The organism is Actinoplanes sp. NPDC019969 (genome assembly GCF_055562375.1).
The window spans coordinates 282,335-300,900 of the sequence record NZ_JBVHFK010000001.1 but is presented as its reverse complement, the minus strand read 5'-3'; the positions used below and the strand labels follow the sequence as shown (position 1 = coordinate 300,900).

Genomic DNA, 18,566 nt, shown 5'->3' with positions numbered 1-18,566 from the left:
AGGGGCCGCCCCGGTTTCCCGGAGCGGCCCCTCTACGTGTCGGTCAGACGCCTCACGGCCGCGGCAGCGCCGCCTCGATCAGCGCGGCCTGCTCGGCATCGTGCATCTTGGCCGAACCGACCGCCGGAGCGGCCGCCGCCGGGCGGGAGATCCGGCGCAGCCGGACACCCTCCAGGTGCTCCAGCAGGTTGAGCGCCACGAACGACCAGGCGCCCTGGTTGGCCGGCTCCTCCTGCACCCACGCGAAGTCCTCCGCGTTCGGGTACTGGTTGAGGACGGCCTTGAGCTCCTCGACGGGCAGCGGGTAGATCTGCTCCATCCGGATGATCGCGGTGTCGGTGATGCCCCGGTCGCCGCGCGCCTGAAGCAGGTCGTAGTAGACCTTGCCGGAGCAGAGCAGCACCCGCTTCACCGAACCGGCCTCGAGCGGCTGGCCGTTGTTGCCGGCGTCGCCGAGGATCGGCTGGAAGGTGCCCTGGGTGAAGTCGTTCACCGAGGAGACCGCCAGCTTGTGCCGCAGCAGCGACTTCGGCGAGAAGACGACCAGCGGCTTTCGCTTGGTGGACAGGGCCTGGCGGCGCAGCAGGTGGAAGTAGTTCGCCGGGGTCGTCGGGTTCGCCACCCGCATGTTGTCCTGCGCGCAGAGCTGCAGGAACCGCTCCGGGCGGCCGGACGAGTGGTCCGGGCCCTGGCCCTCCATGCCGTGCGGGAGCAGCAGCACCAGCGACGACTGCTGGCCCCACTTCACCTCGCCGGAGGACAGGAACTCGTCGACGATCGACTGGGCGCCGTTGACGAAGTCACCGAACTGGGCCTCCCAGAGGACCAGCGCGTCCGGGTTCTCCACCGAGTACCCGTACTCGAAGCCCATCGCGGCGTACTCGGAGAGCAGCGAGTCGTGCACGAAGAACCGGGCGCTGCCGGTGGCCAGCGAGCCGAGCGGCAGGAAGTCCTTGCCGGTCTTCGAGTCGACGATGGCCGCGTGCCGCGAGGTGAACGTGCCCCGCCGCGAGTCCTGGCCGGCCAGCCGGACGGTGACACCCTGGTGGAGCAGCGAGCCGAAGGCGATCAGCTCACCGAAGCCCCAGTCGATGCCGCCGTCGGTGGACATCTTGGCGCGCCGGTCCAGCAGCTGCTGGACCCGCTTGTGCGGGTTGAAGCCCTCGGGCAGCTCGATGTGGGCCTGACCGACCGCGCGGACCACGCTCGGGTCGACAGCGGTCTGCACCTCGGGCTCCGGCTCCTCGGCGATGATCCGTGGCCGCGGCGGCGAGCCGGCCGAGTCGCGGGTGGCCTTGAAGACCTCCTCGAGCCGGCCCTGGTAGTCGCGGAGCTGCTCCTCGGCCTCCTGCACGGTGATGTCGCCGCGGCCGATGAGCTCCTCGGTGTAGAGCTTCCGCACGCTGCGCTTGGTGTCGATGATCTGGTACATCCGGGGGTTGGTCATCGACGGGTCGTCGCCCTCGTTGTGACCGCGGCGGCGGTAGCAGATCATGTCGATCACGACGTCCTTGTTGAACGTCTGCCGGTACTCGAAGGCCAGCTTCGCGACCCGCACCACGGCCTCCGGGTCGTCCCCGTTGACGTGGAAGATCGGCGCCTCGACCATCCGGGCGACGTCCGTCGAGTACATCGAGGAGCGGCTGTACTCCGGGGCGGTGGTGAAGCCGACCTGGTTGTTGACGATCACGTGGACCGTGCCGCCGGTGCGGTAGCCGCGGAGCTGCGACAGGTTCAGCGTCTCGGCGACCACGCCCTGACCGGCGAACGCGGCGTCGCCGTGCACCAGGACGGGCAGCACCGTGTAGCCGTGCAGGCCCAGGTCCAGGCGGTCCTGCTTGGCCCGGACGATGCCCTCCAGGACCGGGTCGACGGCCTCCAGGTGGGACGGGTTGGCGACCACGGAGACGGTCGTCGAGTACTCCCCGTCGGGGGTGGTGTACTTCCCGGTCTGGCCGAGGTGGTACTTCACGTCGCCGGAGCCGTGCGCGCTCTTCGGGTCCATCTGACCCTCGAACTCGTTGAAGATCTTCTCGTACGGCTTGCCGACGATGTTGGTGAGCACGTTCAGCCGGCCACGGTGGGCCATGCCGATCACCATCTCGTCCAGGCCCGCCTCGGCGGACGACTGGAGGACCGCGTCGAGCAGCGGGATCAGCGACTCGCCACCCTCCAGCGAGAACCGCTTCTGGCCGACGAACTTGGTCTGCAGGAACGTCTCGAACGCCTCGCCCGCGTTCAGCCGGTGCAGGATGTGCTTCTGCTCGTCGGTGTCCGGCTTGGCGTACTTGACCTCGATGCGCTCCTGGACCCAGCGGCGCTCCTCGGGGTCCTGGATGTGCATGTACTCGATGCCGATGCGGCGGCAGTAGCTGTCGCGCAGCACGCCCAGCACGTCGCGCAGCTTCATCTTCTCCTTGCCGGCGAAGCCGCCGACCGGGAAGGTGCGGTCCAGGTCCCACAGGGTCAGACCGTGCTGGAGGACGTCGAGGTCCGGGTGCTTGCGGATGGTGAACTCGAGCGGGTCGGTGTCGGCCATCAGGTGACCGCGGACCCGGTACGCGTGGATCAGCTCGACGACCCGGGCGGCCTTGCCGATCTGCCCCTCGGAGGTGCGGGCCACGTCGCGCACCCAGCGGACGGGCTCGTACGGGATCCGCAGCGACGTGAAGATGTCGTCGTAGAAACCGTGCTGGCCGAGCAGCAGCTCGTGCATGACCTTGAGGAACTCGCCGGACTGCGCGCCCTGAATGACCCGGTGGTCGTAGGTGCTGGTCAGCGTCGTGACCTTGCTCACGCCGTGCTCGGCGAGGGTCTCGTCGCTCATTCCCGAGTACGGCGCGGGGTACTCCATGGCGCCGACGCCGATGATCGCGCTCTGCCCGTTCATCAGCCGCGGGATGGAGTGGACCGTGCCGATGCCGCCCGGGTTGGTCAGCGAGATCGTGGTCCCGGCGTAGTCCTCCATGGTCAGCTCGTTGCGGCGGGCGCGCCGGACGATGTCCTCGTACGCCTGCCAGAAGCCGCGGAAGTCCAGCGTCTCGCAGTTCTTCACGGACGGCACGACCAGCGTGCGGGAGCCGTCCTTCTTGACCAGGTCGATCGCGATGCCGAGGTTGACGTGCTCCGGCTGCACCAGGGTGGGCTTGCCGTCGATCTCGGCGTAGGTGTTGTTCATCTCCGGGTGCGCGACGACCGCCTGCACCAGCGCCCAGCCGATCAGGTGGGTGAAGCTGACCTTGCCGCCCCGGCCCCGGGAGAGGTGGTTGTTGATGACGATCCGGTTGTCGACCATCAGCTTCGCCGGGACCGCGCGCACCGAGGTGGCGGTGGGGACCTGCAGCGAGGCCTCCATGTTCTGCACGATCTTGCCGGCCACGCCGCGCAGCGGGGTGGTCTTGGCGCCGGCCGGAGCGCTGTCGGCGGCGGGCTTCGCCGCGGGCTTGGCGGCCGGCTTCGCCGCGGGAGCGGGCGTCGCGGCGGCGGGCCCCGCGGGCGGGGTCACCGGCTTGGGCTTGGCGACCGTGGCGGCGGCCGGCGCGTCCGTGCCGGCCTTGGCGGCGGTCGCGGTGGCATTGGCCGCGGTGGCCTCGGCCGGAGTCGCGATCGATCCCTGGGACGTCGCCGGCTTGTAGTCGGCGAAGAAGTCGTGCCAGGCAGGGTCGACACTGGTCGGATCGGCCAGGTATCGCTGGTACATCTCATCGACGATCCACTCGTTGGGACCGAAATCCGCGAGTGGATTGTCCTGCGAAGTCTGCTGCGTCGACACTGCCGCGTTCGCCTCTTTCACCGTTTTTGTCATCACGTGACTGATCACGTCACGCGGGACGGGTAGGATTCGGTGTCCAGGCTACGCCGTGCACAGGCACTGTCGGTGCGGACGTCCACGCGGTGGTCAATCTAACTGACCCTCGCGACCGGCGACTCCGGCCTCGCCGCCCCGTCGCGACGGGGCGACATTACACCCTTGCCGTTTTCGGCCGCAGGCGCGCCGAAACCCGTACCGAATGCTGTTTCGGCAGCTAGGCGGGGAAAGTGCGGCCTTTGCCCCGGCGCGGGCCGCACTTCCGGCGTCCGGAACCGGTCAGGAGACGTCCCTCCGTCTGGTGATGAGGGTGCCGAGCCCGGCGGTGACCGTGGCGTAGGCGAGCAGGATCAGGCCGCCGACCCACCGCGGCGGATCCTCCGGCAGCAGCGGCCCGGTGATCAGCAGGTCCGAGGCGAGGGTCGGGACCACCAGCCGGAGCTGCATCAGCGGCTCCCAGACGGTCTGGCTGAGCACCGTGAAGATGATCGTGAGGATCTGGGTGCCGACCACGTAGAGCACCGACAGGGTGATCGTCGCGCCGATCTGGCTGCGGATCAGCACCCCGGCGCCGACCCCGAGCAGCGCCCACAGCACGAAGGCCACCGCGTTCAGCCCGATCGCCTGCCAGACGAAGGTCTCGCCGAGGTAGGACGGCTTGTCGACGGTGCTCAGCACCAGCGGGGCGGCCGCCAGGTTCAGCAGGGTGGTGAACAGCCAGACGGCCAGGGCGATCACCACGGCGGTGGCCATCTTGGCCACGACGACCAGCTCGCGGCGCGGCGTGGTGAGGAACGTCGAGGTCGCCGTCAGGTGGAAGAACTCGCTGGTCACCAGGATGGCGCTGAGCAGCACCACCAGCAGCACGCCACCGAACTGCCCGCAGGTGTAGAGCCCCGAGACGACGGTCTCCAGGCTGCCGAAACCGGCGTCCTCCAGGTCGGACCCGACGGACGAGGTGGTCACCTCGACGGCGAGCCAGTTGTAGGCCAGGGCGACGCCCCACAGCGGCACCAGGATGATCGCGAAGATCCACCACAGCGAGGTGGTCCGCAGTTTCAAGAACTCGGCACGGAACAGGTTCATCGGGCGCCCGCCTTCCCGGCCGTCAGCTCCAGGAAGGCGCGCTCCAGATCGGCGCTCTCCCCGGTCAGCTCGTGCAGCTCGATCCCGGCCGCGAACGCGAGGTGGCCCACCCGGGCCGGCTCCGCCCCGATCACCTGCAGCGAGCCGTCCGGCGTGGCGGTGACCTCGAGCTGCGCGTCGCGGAGGGCCGCGGCCAGCCGGTCGGCCTCCGGGGCGCGGACCCGGACCCGGGCGGCGCCTGCCGTGGTGCCGAGGACCTCGCTGACCGGGCCCTGCCGGATCAGCCGGCCGGCCGCGATGATCACCACGTCGTCGGCGAGCTGCTGCATCTCACCCAGCAGGTGGCTGGAGACCAGGACCGTACGTCCCTCGGCGGCCAGCGCCTTGAGCAGGTCACGCATCCACCGGATGCCCTCCGGGTCGAGCCCGTTGGTCGGCTCGTCCAGGATCAGCACCCGCGGGTCGCCGAGCATCGCCGCGGCGATCCCGAGCCGCTGCTTCATGCCCAGCGAGTAGCCCTTGAACTTGCGGGTCCCCACGGTGTTCAGCCCGACCATGTGCAGGACCTCGTCGGCCCGCTGGTCCGGCAGGCCGGCCGCGCGGCAGATCACCCGCAGGTGGTTGCGCGCGCTGCGGCCGCGGTGCGCGCTGGAGGCCTCCAGGACCGCGCCGACGTGCCGGATCGGGTCGGTCAGGTCCACGTAGCGGACGCCGCCGATGGTGGCAGTGCCGGCGGTGGGCGTGACCAGCCCGAGGATCATGCGCAGGGCGGTGGTCTTGCCGGCGCCGTTCGGCCCGAGGAACCCGGTCACCCGCCCGGAGCGCACCGTGAAGGAGAGATCGTCGACGGCACGCACCTTCGCGTACTGCTTGGTCAGGTGCTCGACGTTGATCTCCGCGTAGTTGGGCCGGCTCAACGTCGGCTCCCCTCCCGTGGTTTACGAAGCTCCCGTGATCTGGGAAGCGCTCAACGTACTAGATCACCGCCAGCCAGGTGGCCCGCGCCGAGGCGAGGCGGCGGCCGTCCGGCCCGTACACCGCCGAATCGACTGTCGCCTTCCGTCCGCTGACCGCCGACAGCGACCCGGTGACCACGCAGTCCGCGCCCGGCGCGGGCAGCTCGCCGACCCGGGCGGCGATCCGGCCGAGCACGAAGGCACGCCCGGCCGGCCCGATCGCGGCCCAGCCGCCGGGGCAGTCCAGCGCGGCCCACATCGTCTCGGCGCGGACGTCGTCCGGAACCGTCCACGGGGCCGCGGTCCGGTCGCCGGGCAGCGGCCCGGGGAAGATCCGCAGCCCGTCGCCGGGCGCCCGGTCCGGCCCGCAGACGAAGCAGCCCGGGAACGGGTGGGCGGTGTGACCGGGATAGTGCCGGGAGGCCGCCGACGCCTCGGCGAACGGGACCGGCGGCGCCCCGTCGCCCGCGTCCGCGCCGGCCGTCACCTCGGCCACCAGCGCGTCGCCGGCCAGCACCGAGCCGTCCCGCACGGTCAGCGGGGCGTCCAGCGGCGGCGGCAGCCGCAGGGTGACCTGATAGGCGGGGCCACCGACGACGGCGCCCGCGGCGGTGGCGAAGACGCCCGCGCACCAGCCACCGTTTCCGGTGCCGGGCGGGCCGTTGAAACGAGCCGGGATGAGCATCCCCCGACCTTCGCACACGCCGTTCATTTATCGGTCACGCATAGCCACCTGGCGCGACACGCCATCGGCAGACATCAGCCTTACACAGATCACATGGCAGTTCTGATGACCGCCGCCGCACCTACCGGTACCAGCGGCTACACCCTGCTCCTCGCCGACGACCCGGGTCTCGTCGAGGCCGCGCAGCGCCTGCGCCACGACGTCTTCGCCGGGGAGCTCGGCGCCCGGCTGAACGGCTCCGCCGGGGGCGTCGACACCGACGAGTTCGATGCCCACTGCGACCATCTGATCGTCCGCGACGACGCGACCGGCGAGGTGGTCGGCACCTACCGGATGCTGCCGCCACGGGCGGCCGAACTGGCCGGCCGGCGGTACGCCGACAGCGAGTTCGACCTGAGCGCGCTGCGCCCGCTGCGCGACCACCTGGTCGAGATCGGCCGCTCCTGCGTGCACCCGGACCACCGCTCCGGCGCGGTGGTCAACCTGATGTGGGCCGGCATCGCCCGCTACCTGCACCTCAACAACCTGCGCTGGCTCGGCGGGTGCGCGTCGGTGCCGCTCGGCGACGGTGGCGTGACAGCGGCCGGGGTACGCGCCCGGATCAACGCCAAGCACCTGTCCCCGCCCGCGCTGCGGGTCCGTCCGCGTACCCCGTGGACACCGCCGGAGGGGGTGGCGGCCGACCCGAAGGCGGCGGTGCCGCCGCTGCTGCGCGGATACCTGCGGCTGGGCAGCTGGGTGTGCGGCGAGCCGGCCTACGACGCCGACTTCGACTGCGCCGACTTCTACGTGCTGTTCTCGATGGACCGGCTGGACCCGCGGTACCGCCGGCACTTCCTCGGCGCGTCGCGATGAGCGCGGCGGCCACGTTCTGGCAGCCGGCCTCGGCGTGCGGGGACCGGTGCCGGCCGGGTGGCGCCCGCCGGACCGGGACGGTGACGGCGCTGGCCCGGATGGCGGGGCTGGTGGGCGTACTCCTCCTGGGTCTCCTGGCCGCGGTGCTGCACAGCGGCGCGCTGCGGGTGATGGCCCGGGGGATCATCGCGGTCCTGGGGGTGAAGGTGGTGTGGCGCGGTCCCGTGCCACGGCCCGGGAGCCTGCTGGTCGCCAACCACATCTCCTGGCTGGACGTGGTGGCGCTGGCCGCCGTGACACCGGTGCGGCTGGTGGCCAAGCACGACGTCCAGGCCTGGCCGGGGATCGGCGGCGCGGCGCGGCGGGCGGGCACCGTCTTCATCGACCGGACCAGGCCGAGGGCGCTGCCGGAGACGGTGCGCGAGGTCGCCGCGGCGCTGCGGGCCGGGCGTTCGGTCGCGGTCTTTCCCGAGGGTACGACGTTCTGCGGCCCCGAATCCGGCCGGTTCCGTCCGGCCCTGTTCCAGGCGGCGATCGACGCGGCCGCCCCGGTGGTCCCGATCTCGGTCTCCTACGACTCGACCGAGGCCTGTTTCGTGGGCGAGGACACGCTCGGGGCCTCGGTGGTACGGGTGGCCCGGGTCCGCGGCCTGACGCTGACCCTGACGGCGGCTCCCGCGCTGCGTCCCGATACCGGCGCGGACCGGCGGGTGCTGGCCCGCGCGGCGCAGTCCAGCCTCGGGGGCGGGGGTTATCACCTGGCCGCGTGATCACCTTCGCGGCTCACAGAAATTTTTCAGCGCACGTGCAGCCACGGCGCAGCGGCTGGGAGAAGAATGGCCCCCATGGCTACCCAGACCCAGCCCAAGCAGAGCGAGGCCAAGCTGCTCGTCGTCGAGGACGACGCGAACATTCTTGAGCTGCTCTCCGCCAGCCTGCGATTCGCCGGGTTCGAGGTGACCACCGCGATGAGCGGCAGCGCCGCCGTCAGCGCCGCTCGTAACGCCACTCCCGACCTCGTCGTCCTCGACGTGATGCTGCCCGACCTCGACGGTTTCGAGGTGATCCGGCTGATGCGGGAGGGCGGGCAGCGGACCCCGGTCGTCTTCCTGACCGCGCGCGACGGCACCGACGACAAGATCCGCGGCCTGACCCTGGGCGGCGACGACTACGTGACCAAGCCGTTCAGCCTCGAGGAGCTCACCGCCCGGATCCGGGCGGTGCTGCGCCGCACCAACGCCGGCGAGGAGCAGCCGTCCCGGCTTGTCTTCGCCGACCTCGAGCTGGACGAGGAGACCCACGAGGTCTACCGGGCGGGTTCCCGGGTGCAGCTCTCGCCGACCGAGTTCAAGCTGCTGCGCTATCTGATGCTCAACGCCAACCGGGTGCTCTCCAAGGCGCAGATCCTCGACCACGTGTGGAAATACGACTTCCGTGGTGACGACAACATCGTCGAGTCGTACATCTCCTACCTGCGCCGCAAGGTGGACAACGTGCAGCCCCGGCTGATCCACACGCTGCGCGGGGTGGGTTACGTGCTGCGCAAGCCAGCCGTCTAGGCCCGGCGGTGAGCATCGCCGAGCGGATGCGAGGATCGCTTCCGCGGCAGCCCAGCCTGCGCAAGATCTCGCTGCGGACCAAGCTGGTCGCCTCGGTGCTGACCCTGGTCTTCGCGGCGCTGGCCCTGATCAGCGCGACCAGCACCTATGCTTTGAACCAGTTCATGCTGGAGCGGATGGACACGCAGCTGGAGTCCTACGCCGACCGGATGGCGACGACGCTCAACATCAAGGGCGCGGTGCACACCTTCCTTCCGCCCGACTACTTCATCACCGTGACGTCGGTCACCGGCGTGGGCGATGACCCGCAGTACGACGAGACCCTGCTCAAGCCCACCGAGCTCCCGATGCTGTACACCGGCGTCGAGCAGATCGAGGCCCACCTGGACGAGGCCAGCACGGTCCGCTCCGAGGACGGGCACTACATGTGGCGGGTGGTCATCGTCCGGCTGGACAACGGCGGCGTCCTGCACGTCGCGCAGATGATGACCGGGGTCGACGCCGTCATCGCCCGGCTGATCTGGGTGGACTTCCTGGTCGGGGTGGGCGTGCTGATGGCGCTGGCGATGGTCGGCGCCGCACTGGTCCGGCAGAGTTTGATCCCACTGATGCAGATCGAGCGCACCGCCGGCCGGATCGCGGCCGGCGACCTCACCCAGCGGGTTCCCGACCCTGAGGAGGACGGCGGCGAGGCGACCACCGAGCTGGGCCGGCTCTCCAACGCGCTGAACACGATGCTCGCCCAGATCGAGTCCGCGTTCATCGCGCGGGCGCTGTCCGAGCAGGCCGCCCGGGCCGCCGAGCAGATCGCCCGGGACAACGCCGACGCCGCCCAGCGGTCCGAGTCGCGGGCGCTGGAGTCGGAGGCGAAGATGCGGCAGTTCGTCGCGGACGCCTCGCACGAGCTGCGCACGCCGCTGACCACCATCCGCGGGTTCGCCGAGCTGTACCGGCAGGGCGCCGTCTCCGACCCGGAGCAGGTCGCCAGCCTGGTCAAACGGATCGAGGACGAGGCCGCCCGGATGGGTCTGCTGGTCGAGGACCTGCTGTTGCTCGCCCGGCTGGACCGGGAGCGGCCGCTCACCCTCGCGCCGGTCGAGCTGCCGGTGCTGGCGATGGACGCGGTGGAGGCCGCCCAGGCGACCGCGCCGGACCGGGCGATCGAGCTGGAGGTCCGGGACTTGCCGGAGCGGCTGGTGGCGTACGGGGACGACGCCCGCCTGCGCCAGGTGATCGGCAACCTGATGACCAACGCGCTGGTGCACACGCCGCCGGGCGCCTCGGTGACGCTGCGGCTGTACGCCGGCGAGGGCGACCGCGCCGTGGTGGAGGTGTCGGACACCGGCCCGGGGCTGAGCCCGGAGCAGGTGGAGCGGGTGTTCGAGCGCTTCTACCGGGTAGATGAGGCACGGACCCGGAAGACGGATCGCGCGGCCACCGGGACGGGTCTCGGCCTGGCTATCGTGGCGGCCATCGTGCGGGCCCACCAGGGGACCGTGGACGTACTGTCGGAAGCCGGCCGGGGCGCGACCTTCCGCGTGACCCTGCCTACCCTAAATGCGGATAAAAGCTTCACAGAAAACGTCCAGGACTAACACAGTTCGGTACGAGTACGACGGGGCAGAGTTAGCAGCATGAACGAGAACGAGACCAGCCCGCGGCCCGCGGACGCCGTTGCTGACCACAGCAGCACGGAGCGGGTGGAGTCTGAGCAGCCGACGCTTGCGCAGCCGCCGGTTGCCCCGCAGTCGGGTGCTCCCCAGTCCGCGGCGCCTCAGCAGCAGAGCACATGGGCGCACCAGTCGCCCTGGCAGCAGCCCGCTGCCGCACCGCCCGTCTCCGGGCAGCCCGTCTCCGCCCAGCCGGTCACGGCTTCTCCGGTCAGCGGCGTTCCTTACGGCCACCCCCACTACGCGTACCAGGCACCTCACGGTTACGCGCCGGGTCAGCCGCAGCAGTCGGCCTACGAGGCGTGGCACGCCAGCGCCGCGGCCCAGGCCGCCGGCGGCAGCGTCCCGCCCGGCTGGGCGCCGCCGCAGCCCGGTGGCGACCAGCACCGCCCCGGCCGCGGCCGCGGCCGCAAGATCTTCCTGGCCGGAGCGGCTGCCGTGCTGATCGCGCTCGCCTCGGGCGGGGTCGGCGCCGCCACCGCGTTGGCCCTGAGCCCGGACAGCGCGCCGTCCACCCTGCAGAGCGGCAACACCGAGGTGACCCGCGTGGTGGACCGGTCGTCGCTGGCCCAGATCGCCGCCGCCGTGCAGGACAGCGTCGTCTCGATCACCACCGGCTCGGGCGAGGGCTCCGGCGTGGTGCTGACCGCCGACGGCTACATCGTGACCAACAACCACGTGGTCTCGACCGCGCAGGGCGACACCGTGACGGTGATCTTCGCCGACGGCACCAAGGCCACCGCCACCATCGTCGGCACCGACGAGCGGACCGACCTCGCCGTGATCAAGACGACCGGCGTCTCCAACCTGAAGCCGGCCACCTTCGGCGACAGCGCGCAGAGCCAGGTCGGCGACACCGTGCTCGCCCTGGGCAGCCCGCTCGGCCTGGAGGGCTCGGTCACCGCCGGCATCATCAGCGCCAAGGACCGGGCCATCAAGTCCGGCGGCGAGCAGGAGCAGCAGAGCCCGTTCGGCCAGCAGCAACAGCAGGCACCCACCACGATGACCGGCCTGCTGCAGACCGACGCCCCGATCAACCCGGGCAACTCCGGTGGCGCCCTGGTCAACACCAACGGCGAGGTGATCGGCATCAACTCGGCGATCGCCACCTCCGGGCAGGGCACCGGCAACATCGGCCTCGGCTTCGCCATCCCGAGCAACAAGGCCAAGCAGGTCGCCGACGCCCTGATGCAGGGTAAGAAGGTCAGCCACCCGGCGCTCGGGGTGAGTGTCGCGGCCGCCGAGGGCGGTGGCGCGGGGATCAGCGCGGTGACCGAGAACAGCGCGGCCGCCAAGGCCGGCCTGCAGCGCGGTGACGTGGTCACCGAGGCGGACGGCAAGCCGATCGAGAACGCCGACGACCTGATCGCGGCGGTCCAGGGCAGCGCCGTCGGGCAGAAGATGGCGCTCACCTTCACCCGTAACGGCAGCAAGCAGTCGGTGACCGTCACCCTGCAGGAAGCGCAGTAACCGATCGACCTCTCCGCTACGGCGGGTGACGTGCCCGGGGGTGGGCGTGTCACCCGCCGTATTTCTGTCGATACCGAGATTTACGGACCTTCTCCGCCAACGGGAAGTTTTCCCCGGCGGGGACTCGCGTTCAGGCAGGTGATTGCCTAATCTCCATTCGCCACGAGGAGCTCTCACAGGCGAAGACAGCAGCGGTACGGCGGAGCGAAAGGCCCCCTTAGGTGACGTACGTCGAGACCCGGACCAACGTCTGGGAAGCCCTGGCCGGCAGGGCTCCCGGGGTCCCGTCCGGACCGGCCGACACCGGGCTCTGGCACACCGTCGCGGACCGGCTCAACCCGGCCGGCGCCCGCCCGGTCCTGCGTCCCGGCATCGAGGTCCGGCACCGGACCGCGGTGCGGGGCGGCCGTTACGTGATGCTGCGCTCGCCCGAGGACGGTGGCCGCAGCTCGTACCTCCGTCTCACCCCGGAGGAGTACCAGCTCGCCCTCATGATGGACGGCGACAGCACGGTGGCCCGGCTGGTCGCCGAGTTCGCCCGGATCGCCGGCCGGCTCGCCCCCGACCAGGTTCGCCGGGTCGTCGCCGACCTGGCCGCCAACCGCATGCTCGAAGAGCTGCCGATGGACGCCTTCCGGCCGCTCCGCGAGATGCGCCGCGAGGCGCTGCCCCGCCGGGCCGCCGACTCGCTGGCCGTCGCGGCGCGTGGCCGGATGGTCCTCTCCGTCCCGGTGGACGGTGTGGTCAGCGCGATCTACCGGACGGTCGGCAAGCTGCTCTTCACCCGGCCCGCGGTGTGGCTGGGCGCGCTGGTGGCCGTGGCCGGTGTGCTGCTCTTCGCGGCCACCTGGCAGCGGGGCAGCCGTTCACTCTTCCTGGTGGGTGACTCGTACCTGCTCGGTGCAGTCGCGCTGGCGCTACTGAACGTGTTGGTGCTGGCGGTGCACGAGTTCGGCCACGCGATCGCCGCGAAACGGGTCGGCCGGGAGGTGCCGGTGGCCGGGGTGATGCTGCACTTCGGCATCCCGTCGGTCTTCGTCGACACCAGCGACGTGTGGATGGCCGGGCGGCGGGCCCGCATCGCCGTCACCGCGGCCGGGCCGGCCGCGGCGCTGGGCCTGGCCGGTGTGCTGCAGCTGGCCGGGTTCGCGGTGCCCGCGATCGCCGGCGTCACGTTCAAGCTGGCCTTCCTGTTCTACCTGCACACCTTCTTCAACCTCAGCCCGCTGCTGCCGCTGGACGGCAAGTACCTGCTGATGGACTGGCTGGAGATTCCGGACGTACGCGCTCGCAGCCTGTCCTGGATGGGCGGGCGCCTGCGCCTGCGCGGCCCCGGCTGGAAGCGGCTGGACCGGGAGGGCCGGCTCGTCGCCCTCTACGGCGTGCTGGCCCTGCTCTGGCTGGCCGGCGCCGCCGGACTCGCGCACCGCCTGTGGACCGACCGGATCCACGGCCTGGCCGTCGGTCTCTGGCACGAGGGCCTCGCCAGCCGCCTCCTGCTGCTGGTGATCGTCCTGGGCGTCGTCTCCCCGCTGGTCTACTTCCTGCTCGGCCGCCTGATCCGGGCCGGCCGCCGGTTCCGGCAGCGACTCGCCGAGCGGGACCGTGAGGCCGACCTGCCGCGCCGGGTGGCCGCCCTGCGCGCCTCCGAGCTCGGTGGCCTGCCCGACGGTTCGCTGCAGGCGCTGGCCGCCCGGGCCCGCTGGATGCGCCCGCCGACGGGCCGGCAGCTGGTGCTGGCCGGCGCGGCGCAGAACGCGGTGTACGTGGTGGTCGAAGGCGCCCTGCACGGCCGCCGCCCCGGAGATCCCGGCGGCACCATCCGGCACCACGTCGGCCCCGGCGGGGTCGTCGGCCTGGCCACCGCGCTGACCGGCCGGTCGGCCCAGCTCGACTGGCACACCGCGGGCGTCACCATGCTGGCCGTCCCGGCCGCCACCGCCGCCGCCGTGATCGGCCCGATGCCCGGCCCGCCGCCGCACGAGCGGGCCGAGGCGGAGGCCCTCTTCGCCGACACCCCGGCGCTCGCCGCGCTGGAGGAGGACCAGCGGCTGGCCCTGATCAACGCGTCGCACCCGGCCGACCTGGACCCGGGCGCCCCGGTGATCCTGCCCGGCCCGACCCACGCGGTGGTGGTCGAGTCCGGCGTGATCGCCATGCCCGACGGCGTGGAGCTGCGCCGCGGCACCCTGGTCGGGCCGGTCGGTGACGGCAGCCCCGGCATGGTGGCGCAGGCCCGGACCCCGGTGCGGCTGTGGGTCATCCCGGACGCCTCCCACCTGCCCCCGCTGATCGGCTCGTACGGCCCCGGCGTCCCGATGCCGGCGTTGCGCCCGAGCACCCCGGCGGTGGCCCGGCCCGGGTCCGCGCACCCGCCGCTGGCCGTGCCGCCGGGCCCGCCGGACACCGACGAGCAGTACGACGTGGACCGTCACTTCGAGCGCCGGATGTGGGGCTTCGTCAGCCTCATGCTGGTGTTCGCCCTCGGCAGCATGCTCGTCAACCTGCGGTCCGGCCCGGCCTGGGCGGAGATGCCGGCCGAGCGGGTGCTGCTCAGCGTGCAGCGGGGCGGCGCCACCGCGATCGCCGACCGGGCGTCGGCGCCACTGGCGCCCGGCGACCGGCGCTATCTGGCCGCCGGCGCCGAGATCGAGGTGCCGGGGAAGGGCGTGGCTCTGCTGACCTTCCCGGGCGGCGCGGCGGTGGTCCTGTGCGGCGGGTCGCGGACCCGGATCGGCGACGTCGGGGTGGCGAACGGGCGTCAGTCCACTCCGTCCGGCCGGCTGACCCTGGAGAACGGCCGGGTCCTCGCCGACACCAGCAGCCCGAGCGGGGCGTACCGTCCGCTGTCCCTGACCGTGCAGCGGGCCGGCGGCGACGTCGTCAGCGCGGGCCGGGCCTGGTACGCGGTCGACCCCGGCAAGGTCACCGTCTCGTCCGGCGCGGTGAACGTCGGCGGCGCCGGCAACCCGCCCAGCAACGAGTCGCTGAACTGCGGTGACGGTGTGGCGATCGCGCCGCCGACGGAGGTCGAGCCGACCGAGGAGGCGACGCCGGAGCCGGCGCCGGAGGAGTCCGCGGTCACGGCCACGCCGGAGCCGTCGGTGACCACGACCGCGCCCGAGGACGACAGCGACGACCAGGCGATCGACACGACCGACGCCCCGGAGCCGGACCCGACGGACCGGGTGACGACCCGCCCCACCACGAAGCCGACGAGGACCACCACGGCGCCGGCGACCCGGCCGGCCACCACCGACCCGACGACGCCGCCCACCAGGCCGACGAAGGATCCGACCACGGAGCCGACGAAGGACCCGACGACCGAGCCGACGAAGGATCCGACCACGGAGCCGACCCCGGATCCGACGGGCGGGGAGACGGAGACGCCGACGGTGCCGTCCGTCAGCTGACGGCCGGGCGGCCTGACCGGAGACGAGTGAGGAGAGGCCGCCCATGCTGTGCTGGTTCTGCGCCGAGGGGGCACGTGCGACGTGCCGGTTCTGTGGCCGTGGGGTGTGCGCCGAGCATGCCCGGTTCGGGCCGTACCTGCTGGAGGTTATCCGGTCGGAGCGCCGCGACCGGGCCGAGGCGCTGGTGGTGGAGGACGCGGCGCAGTGCGGCGCCTGCCATCCCCGGCCGCAGCCGGTCGCTATGCCCGAACTGGACTGACCGTCCGGGTATCAGACGTTCGCGTACGGGGTGAGGGCGTTCGTCATCGCCTGGCGGAGCATCGATTTCGGCCGAGCGCCGACCAGCGTTCCGGTGACCGTGCCGTCGCGGAAGAACAGCAGCGTGGGCATCGAGTGCACCCGGTAGGCGACGGTGGTCGACGGGTTGGCGTCCACGTCCAGCGAGGCGATCAGCAGCCGGCCGTGGAACTCCCCGGCCAGCTCGGCCAAAACGCGTGCCAGCGGCTTGCACGGCGGGCACCACTGCGCCCAGAAGTCGACGAGCACCGGCACGTCCGAGGCCAGCACGGTCTCGGCGAAGGTGGCGTCGGTGACGGTGATCAGGGCGTCATCTGGCATTTGATCTCCTTCAACTGGTCCCGCAACCGTTGCTGGACCTCGGTCAGCTGGGCGAGGTAGCCGTCCACCTCGGCCAGCCGCCGGCGCAGCACCGTCGCGGAGTCCGGGCACACGTGGCCGGCGCTGTTGCCGGCCCGCAGGCAGGCGACGAAGGGCTTGATGTCGTCCACCCCGAAGCCGTCGGCGAGCAGCGCCCGGATCTCGTGGACCACACGCAGCTCACCGTCGTCGTACTGCCGGTAGCCGTTGGCGTCCCGGCTGGGGTTGATCAGCCCGTGTTCCTCGTAGTAGCGCAGCGTCCGGGGGCTGGTGCCGGCCCGTTCGGCCAGCTCTCCGATCAGCATGGAAAGAGACGGTAGGCCCTGACACCGGCGTCAAGGCAAGGCCGTGAGCAGCGGCACTGCGTGCGAGGATGGAGCCATGATCGACGGTCCGGTGGCGTTCGTGCTCGGTGGCGGGGGAGTCCTCGGCGCGGTCGAGGTGGGCATGCTGCGGGCGCTGTTCCGGGCCGGGTTCCACCCGGACCTGGTGGTCGGCACGTCGATCGGCGCGGTGAACGGCGCGCTGGTCGCCTCGGACCCCTGCGAGGGGGTCACCGACCGGCTGGTCCGGCTCTGGACGTCGCCGGAGGCAGCGGCGGTGTACGGCGACTCGCTCGGCCGCCAGATGCGCCGGTTCGCGGCCCGCACCCATCTGCACTCGCCGCGCCCGCTGCGCCGCCTGCTGGAGAGCGAGCTGGGCGAGTCGGCGACGTTCGCCGGGCTCCGGGTGCCGTTCCACTGCTGCGCGGCCAGCATCGAGCGGGCCGCCGAGCACTGGTTCGACAGTGGACCGCTGGTGGACGCGGTGCTCGCGTCCTCGGCGGTGCCGGGCCTGCTGCCGCCGATGGAGATCGCCGGTGAGCACTATGTGGACGGTGGCATCGTCAACTCGATCCCGATCGGCGAGGCGGTCCGGCTCGGCGCGAAAATGATCTTCGTGCTGCAGGTGGGCCGGGTGGAACGTCAGCTGACCGTGCCGAAGCGGCCGTGGGAGGTGGCCCAGGTGGCGTTCGAGATCGCCCGCCGGCACCGGTTCGCGCGGGAGCTTGCGTCCCTGCCCGACGATGTACGGGTGCATGTCCTTCCCAGCGGCGGTGGTGAGAGCCGTGACGACTCCCCGTGGGCGTACCGGGACATGGCCGCCGTGGGCCGCCGGATCAGCCGGGCCTACACCGCCTCCCGGCGTTACCTGACGGCCAACGTGCACCCGCTGCCGGAGCCGGGCGGCCACTGATGCCGCCGGTCTGGGTCCGCCGGGTGGTGATCGCCCCGGCCGTCGTGGTGCTCGCCTTCACCCTGCTCACCACCCTGCCGTTCTGGCTGCTGCTCGCGCTCGCCGTCTCGCCGCTGGTGCCGGGCCGGCTGCGGGTGCCGCGGCTGGTCTTCCTGCTCATCGTCTACCTGGTGTGGGACGCGGCGGCGCTGATCGCCCTCGGCGTGCTGTGGGTGGCCTCCGGCTTCGGCTGGAGGATCCGTGGCCCGGTCTTCCAGCGGGCGCACTACGTGCTCACCGGGCGCTTCCTCGGCCTGCTCTTCTGGTTCGCCCGCTGGTCGCTGCACCTGGAGATCGACGTGGTGGGCACCGATCCGGACACCGCCCAGCCGGGCCGGCCGGAGATCGTGGTGAGCCGGCATGCCGGGCCGGGTGACTCGTTCACCCTGATCCATGCCCTGGTCAACTGGTTCGCCCGGGAGCCGCGGATCGTGCTGAAAGCGGCGCTGCAGTGGGATCCGGCGGTGGATGTGCTGCTCAACCGGCTGCCGAACCGTTTCATCTCGCCCGGGCGCACCGGCACGGCGACGCTCGAGGAGCAGATCGGCGACCTGGCCACCGGGCTGGACGACAACGACGCCTTCGTGATCTTCCCGGAGGGCGGCAACTTCACCCCGGGCCGCAAGATCAGTGCGATCGCCCGGCTGCGGGCCCGCGGCCTGCACGACGAAGCGGTGAAGGCGGAGAACCTGCGTCACCTGCTGCCCCCGAAACCGGGCGGGCTGCTCGCCGCGATCGAGGCCGCCCCCGACGCCGGGGTGATCTTCGTGGCGCACACCGGGCTGGATCGGATGGTGAGCGTCGCCGATGTGTGGCGGGAGCTGCCGATGGACAAGCGGCTGGTGATGCGGTTCTGGAGCGTGCCGCCGGAGGAGGTGCCGGCCGGCGAGGAGGCCCGGGCGGCGTGGCTCTACGAGTGGTGGGCCCGCATCGACGCGTGGATCGAGGAGAACCAGCCCGCGCCCCGGCCCCTGTGGCCGCCCCGCCCCCGCCGCTGACCGGCGCACTTCCGCGTGTGGAGTTCGGCCGCTCCACGCGCCGGAAATCCACACACGGCCGGTGCCGGGGCCCGGCCCGATTTTTCGCGGGATCATCGGGCGGGCATGATGGGTCAGAGCGTCAGCACGCGTAC

General features: G+C 71.9%; 15 protein-coding genes. 9 read left to right on the top strand and 6 right to left on the bottom strand.

Annotated features, from left to right (window positions below; genetic code table 11):
- Positions 1-52: 52 nt before the first annotated feature.
- From ACZ3II_RS01320 to ACZ3II_RS01305, 4 genes are all read right to left on the bottom strand, one after another.
- On the bottom strand, positions 53-3,772 hold the full coding sequence (locus tag ACZ3II_RS01320; RefSeq protein ID WP_465516574.1) for a multifunctional oxoglutarate decarboxylase/oxoglutarate dehydrogenase thiamine pyrophosphate-binding subunit/dihydrolipoyllysine-residue succinyltransferase subunit: 3,720 nt from the start codon (positions 3,770-3,772) through the stop codon (positions 53-55).
- 315 nt (positions 3,773-4,087) lie between these two features.
- The gene (locus ACZ3II_RS01315; protein WP_465515631.1) at positions 4,088-4,894 is read right to left on the bottom strand and encodes an ABC transporter permease; all 807 of its coding nucleotides are present in this window, start codon (positions 4,892-4,894) and stop codon (positions 4,088-4,090) included.
- Entirely contained in the window at positions 4,891-5,811 is a 921-nt protein-coding gene (locus ACZ3II_RS01310; protein WP_465515630.1) for an ABC transporter ATP-binding protein, read from the bottom strand. Before ACZ3II_RS01310 ends, ACZ3II_RS01315 begins: the two co-directional genes overlap by 4 nt.
- Positions 5,812-5,869: 58 nt before the next feature.
- Entirely contained in the window at positions 5,870-6,535 is a 666-nt protein-coding gene (locus tag ACZ3II_RS01305; RefSeq protein ID WP_465515629.1) for a hypothetical protein, read from the bottom strand.
- A gap of 93 nt (positions 6,536-6,628) precedes the next feature.
- Here ACZ3II_RS01305 and ACZ3II_RS01300 point away from each other — a divergent pair, with 93 nt between their 5' ends.
- From ACZ3II_RS01300 to ACZ3II_RS01270, 7 genes are all read left to right on the top strand, one after another.
- The gene (locus tag ACZ3II_RS01300) at positions 6,629-7,390 is read left to right on the top strand and encodes a GNAT family N-acetyltransferase (RefSeq protein ID WP_465515628.1); all 762 of its coding nucleotides are present in this window, start codon (positions 6,629-6,631) and stop codon (positions 7,388-7,390) included.
- Positions 7,387-8,160, top strand: coding sequence for a lysophospholipid acyltransferase family protein (locus ACZ3II_RS01295; RefSeq protein WP_465515627.1), 774 nt, complete (start codon positions 7,387-7,389; stop codon positions 8,158-8,160). The genes ACZ3II_RS01300 and ACZ3II_RS01295 overlap by 4 nt, the downstream gene beginning before the upstream one ends.
- Before the next feature lie 75 nt (positions 8,161-8,235).
- On the top strand, positions 8,236-8,949 hold the full coding sequence (locus ACZ3II_RS01290) for a response regulator transcription factor (RefSeq protein ID WP_465515626.1): 714 nt from the start codon (positions 8,236-8,238) through the stop codon (positions 8,947-8,949).
- 26 nt (positions 8,950-8,975) lie between these two features.
- Complete coding sequence (locus tag ACZ3II_RS01285) at positions 8,976-10,544, top strand: sensor histidine kinase (protein ID WP_465515625.1); 1,569 nt, start codon at positions 8,976-8,978, stop codon at positions 10,542-10,544.
- 39 nt (positions 10,545-10,583) lie between these two features.
- Complete coding sequence (locus tag ACZ3II_RS01280) at positions 10,584-12,089, top strand: S1C family serine protease (protein WP_465515624.1); 1,506 nt, start codon at positions 10,584-10,586, stop codon at positions 12,087-12,089.
- Positions 12,090-12,310: 221 nt separating this feature from the next.
- Positions 12,311-15,502 (top strand): cyclic nucleotide-binding protein, encoded by a 3,192-nt coding sequence (locus ACZ3II_RS01275; RefSeq protein ID WP_465515623.1) that lies wholly within the window; start codon positions 12,311-12,313, stop codon positions 15,500-15,502.
- 43 nt (positions 15,503-15,545) lie between these two features.
- On the top strand, positions 15,546-15,761 hold the full coding sequence (locus ACZ3II_RS01270; protein ID WP_043524790.1) for a hypothetical protein: 216 nt from the start codon (positions 15,546-15,548) through the stop codon (positions 15,759-15,761).
- Positions 15,762-15,772: 11 nt separating this feature from the next.
- Here the strand turns inward: ACZ3II_RS01270 and trxA are convergent, their stop codons facing one another.
- Positions 15,773-16,120: a thioredoxin gene (trxA, locus tag ACZ3II_RS01265; RefSeq protein ID WP_465515622.1), complete on the bottom strand. Its 348-nt coding sequence runs from the start codon at positions 16,118-16,120 to the stop codon at positions 15,773-15,775.
- Positions 16,102-16,464, bottom strand: a complete 363-nt coding sequence (locus ACZ3II_RS01260) for a MerR family transcriptional regulator (protein ID WP_465515621.1) — start codon at positions 16,462-16,464, stop codon at positions 16,102-16,104. Before ACZ3II_RS01260 ends, trxA begins: the two co-directional genes overlap by 19 nt.
- Positions 16,465-16,540: 76 nt before the next feature.
- On the opposite strand from ACZ3II_RS01260, the gene ACZ3II_RS01255 reads away from it, so the two are divergent.
- Both ACZ3II_RS01255 and ACZ3II_RS01250 read left to right on the top strand, forming a co-directional pair.
- Complete coding sequence (locus ACZ3II_RS01255; RefSeq protein ID WP_465515620.1) at positions 16,541-17,395, top strand: patatin-like phospholipase family protein; 855 nt, start codon at positions 16,541-16,543, stop codon at positions 17,393-17,395.
- The gene (locus ACZ3II_RS01250) at positions 17,395-18,432 is read left to right on the top strand and encodes a 1-acyl-sn-glycerol-3-phosphate acyltransferase (RefSeq protein WP_465515619.1); all 1,038 of its coding nucleotides are present in this window, start codon (positions 17,395-17,397) and stop codon (positions 18,430-18,432) included. The genes ACZ3II_RS01255 and ACZ3II_RS01250 overlap by 1 nt, the downstream gene beginning before the upstream one ends.
- The last annotated feature ends 134 nt before the right edge of the window (positions 18,433-18,566 follow it).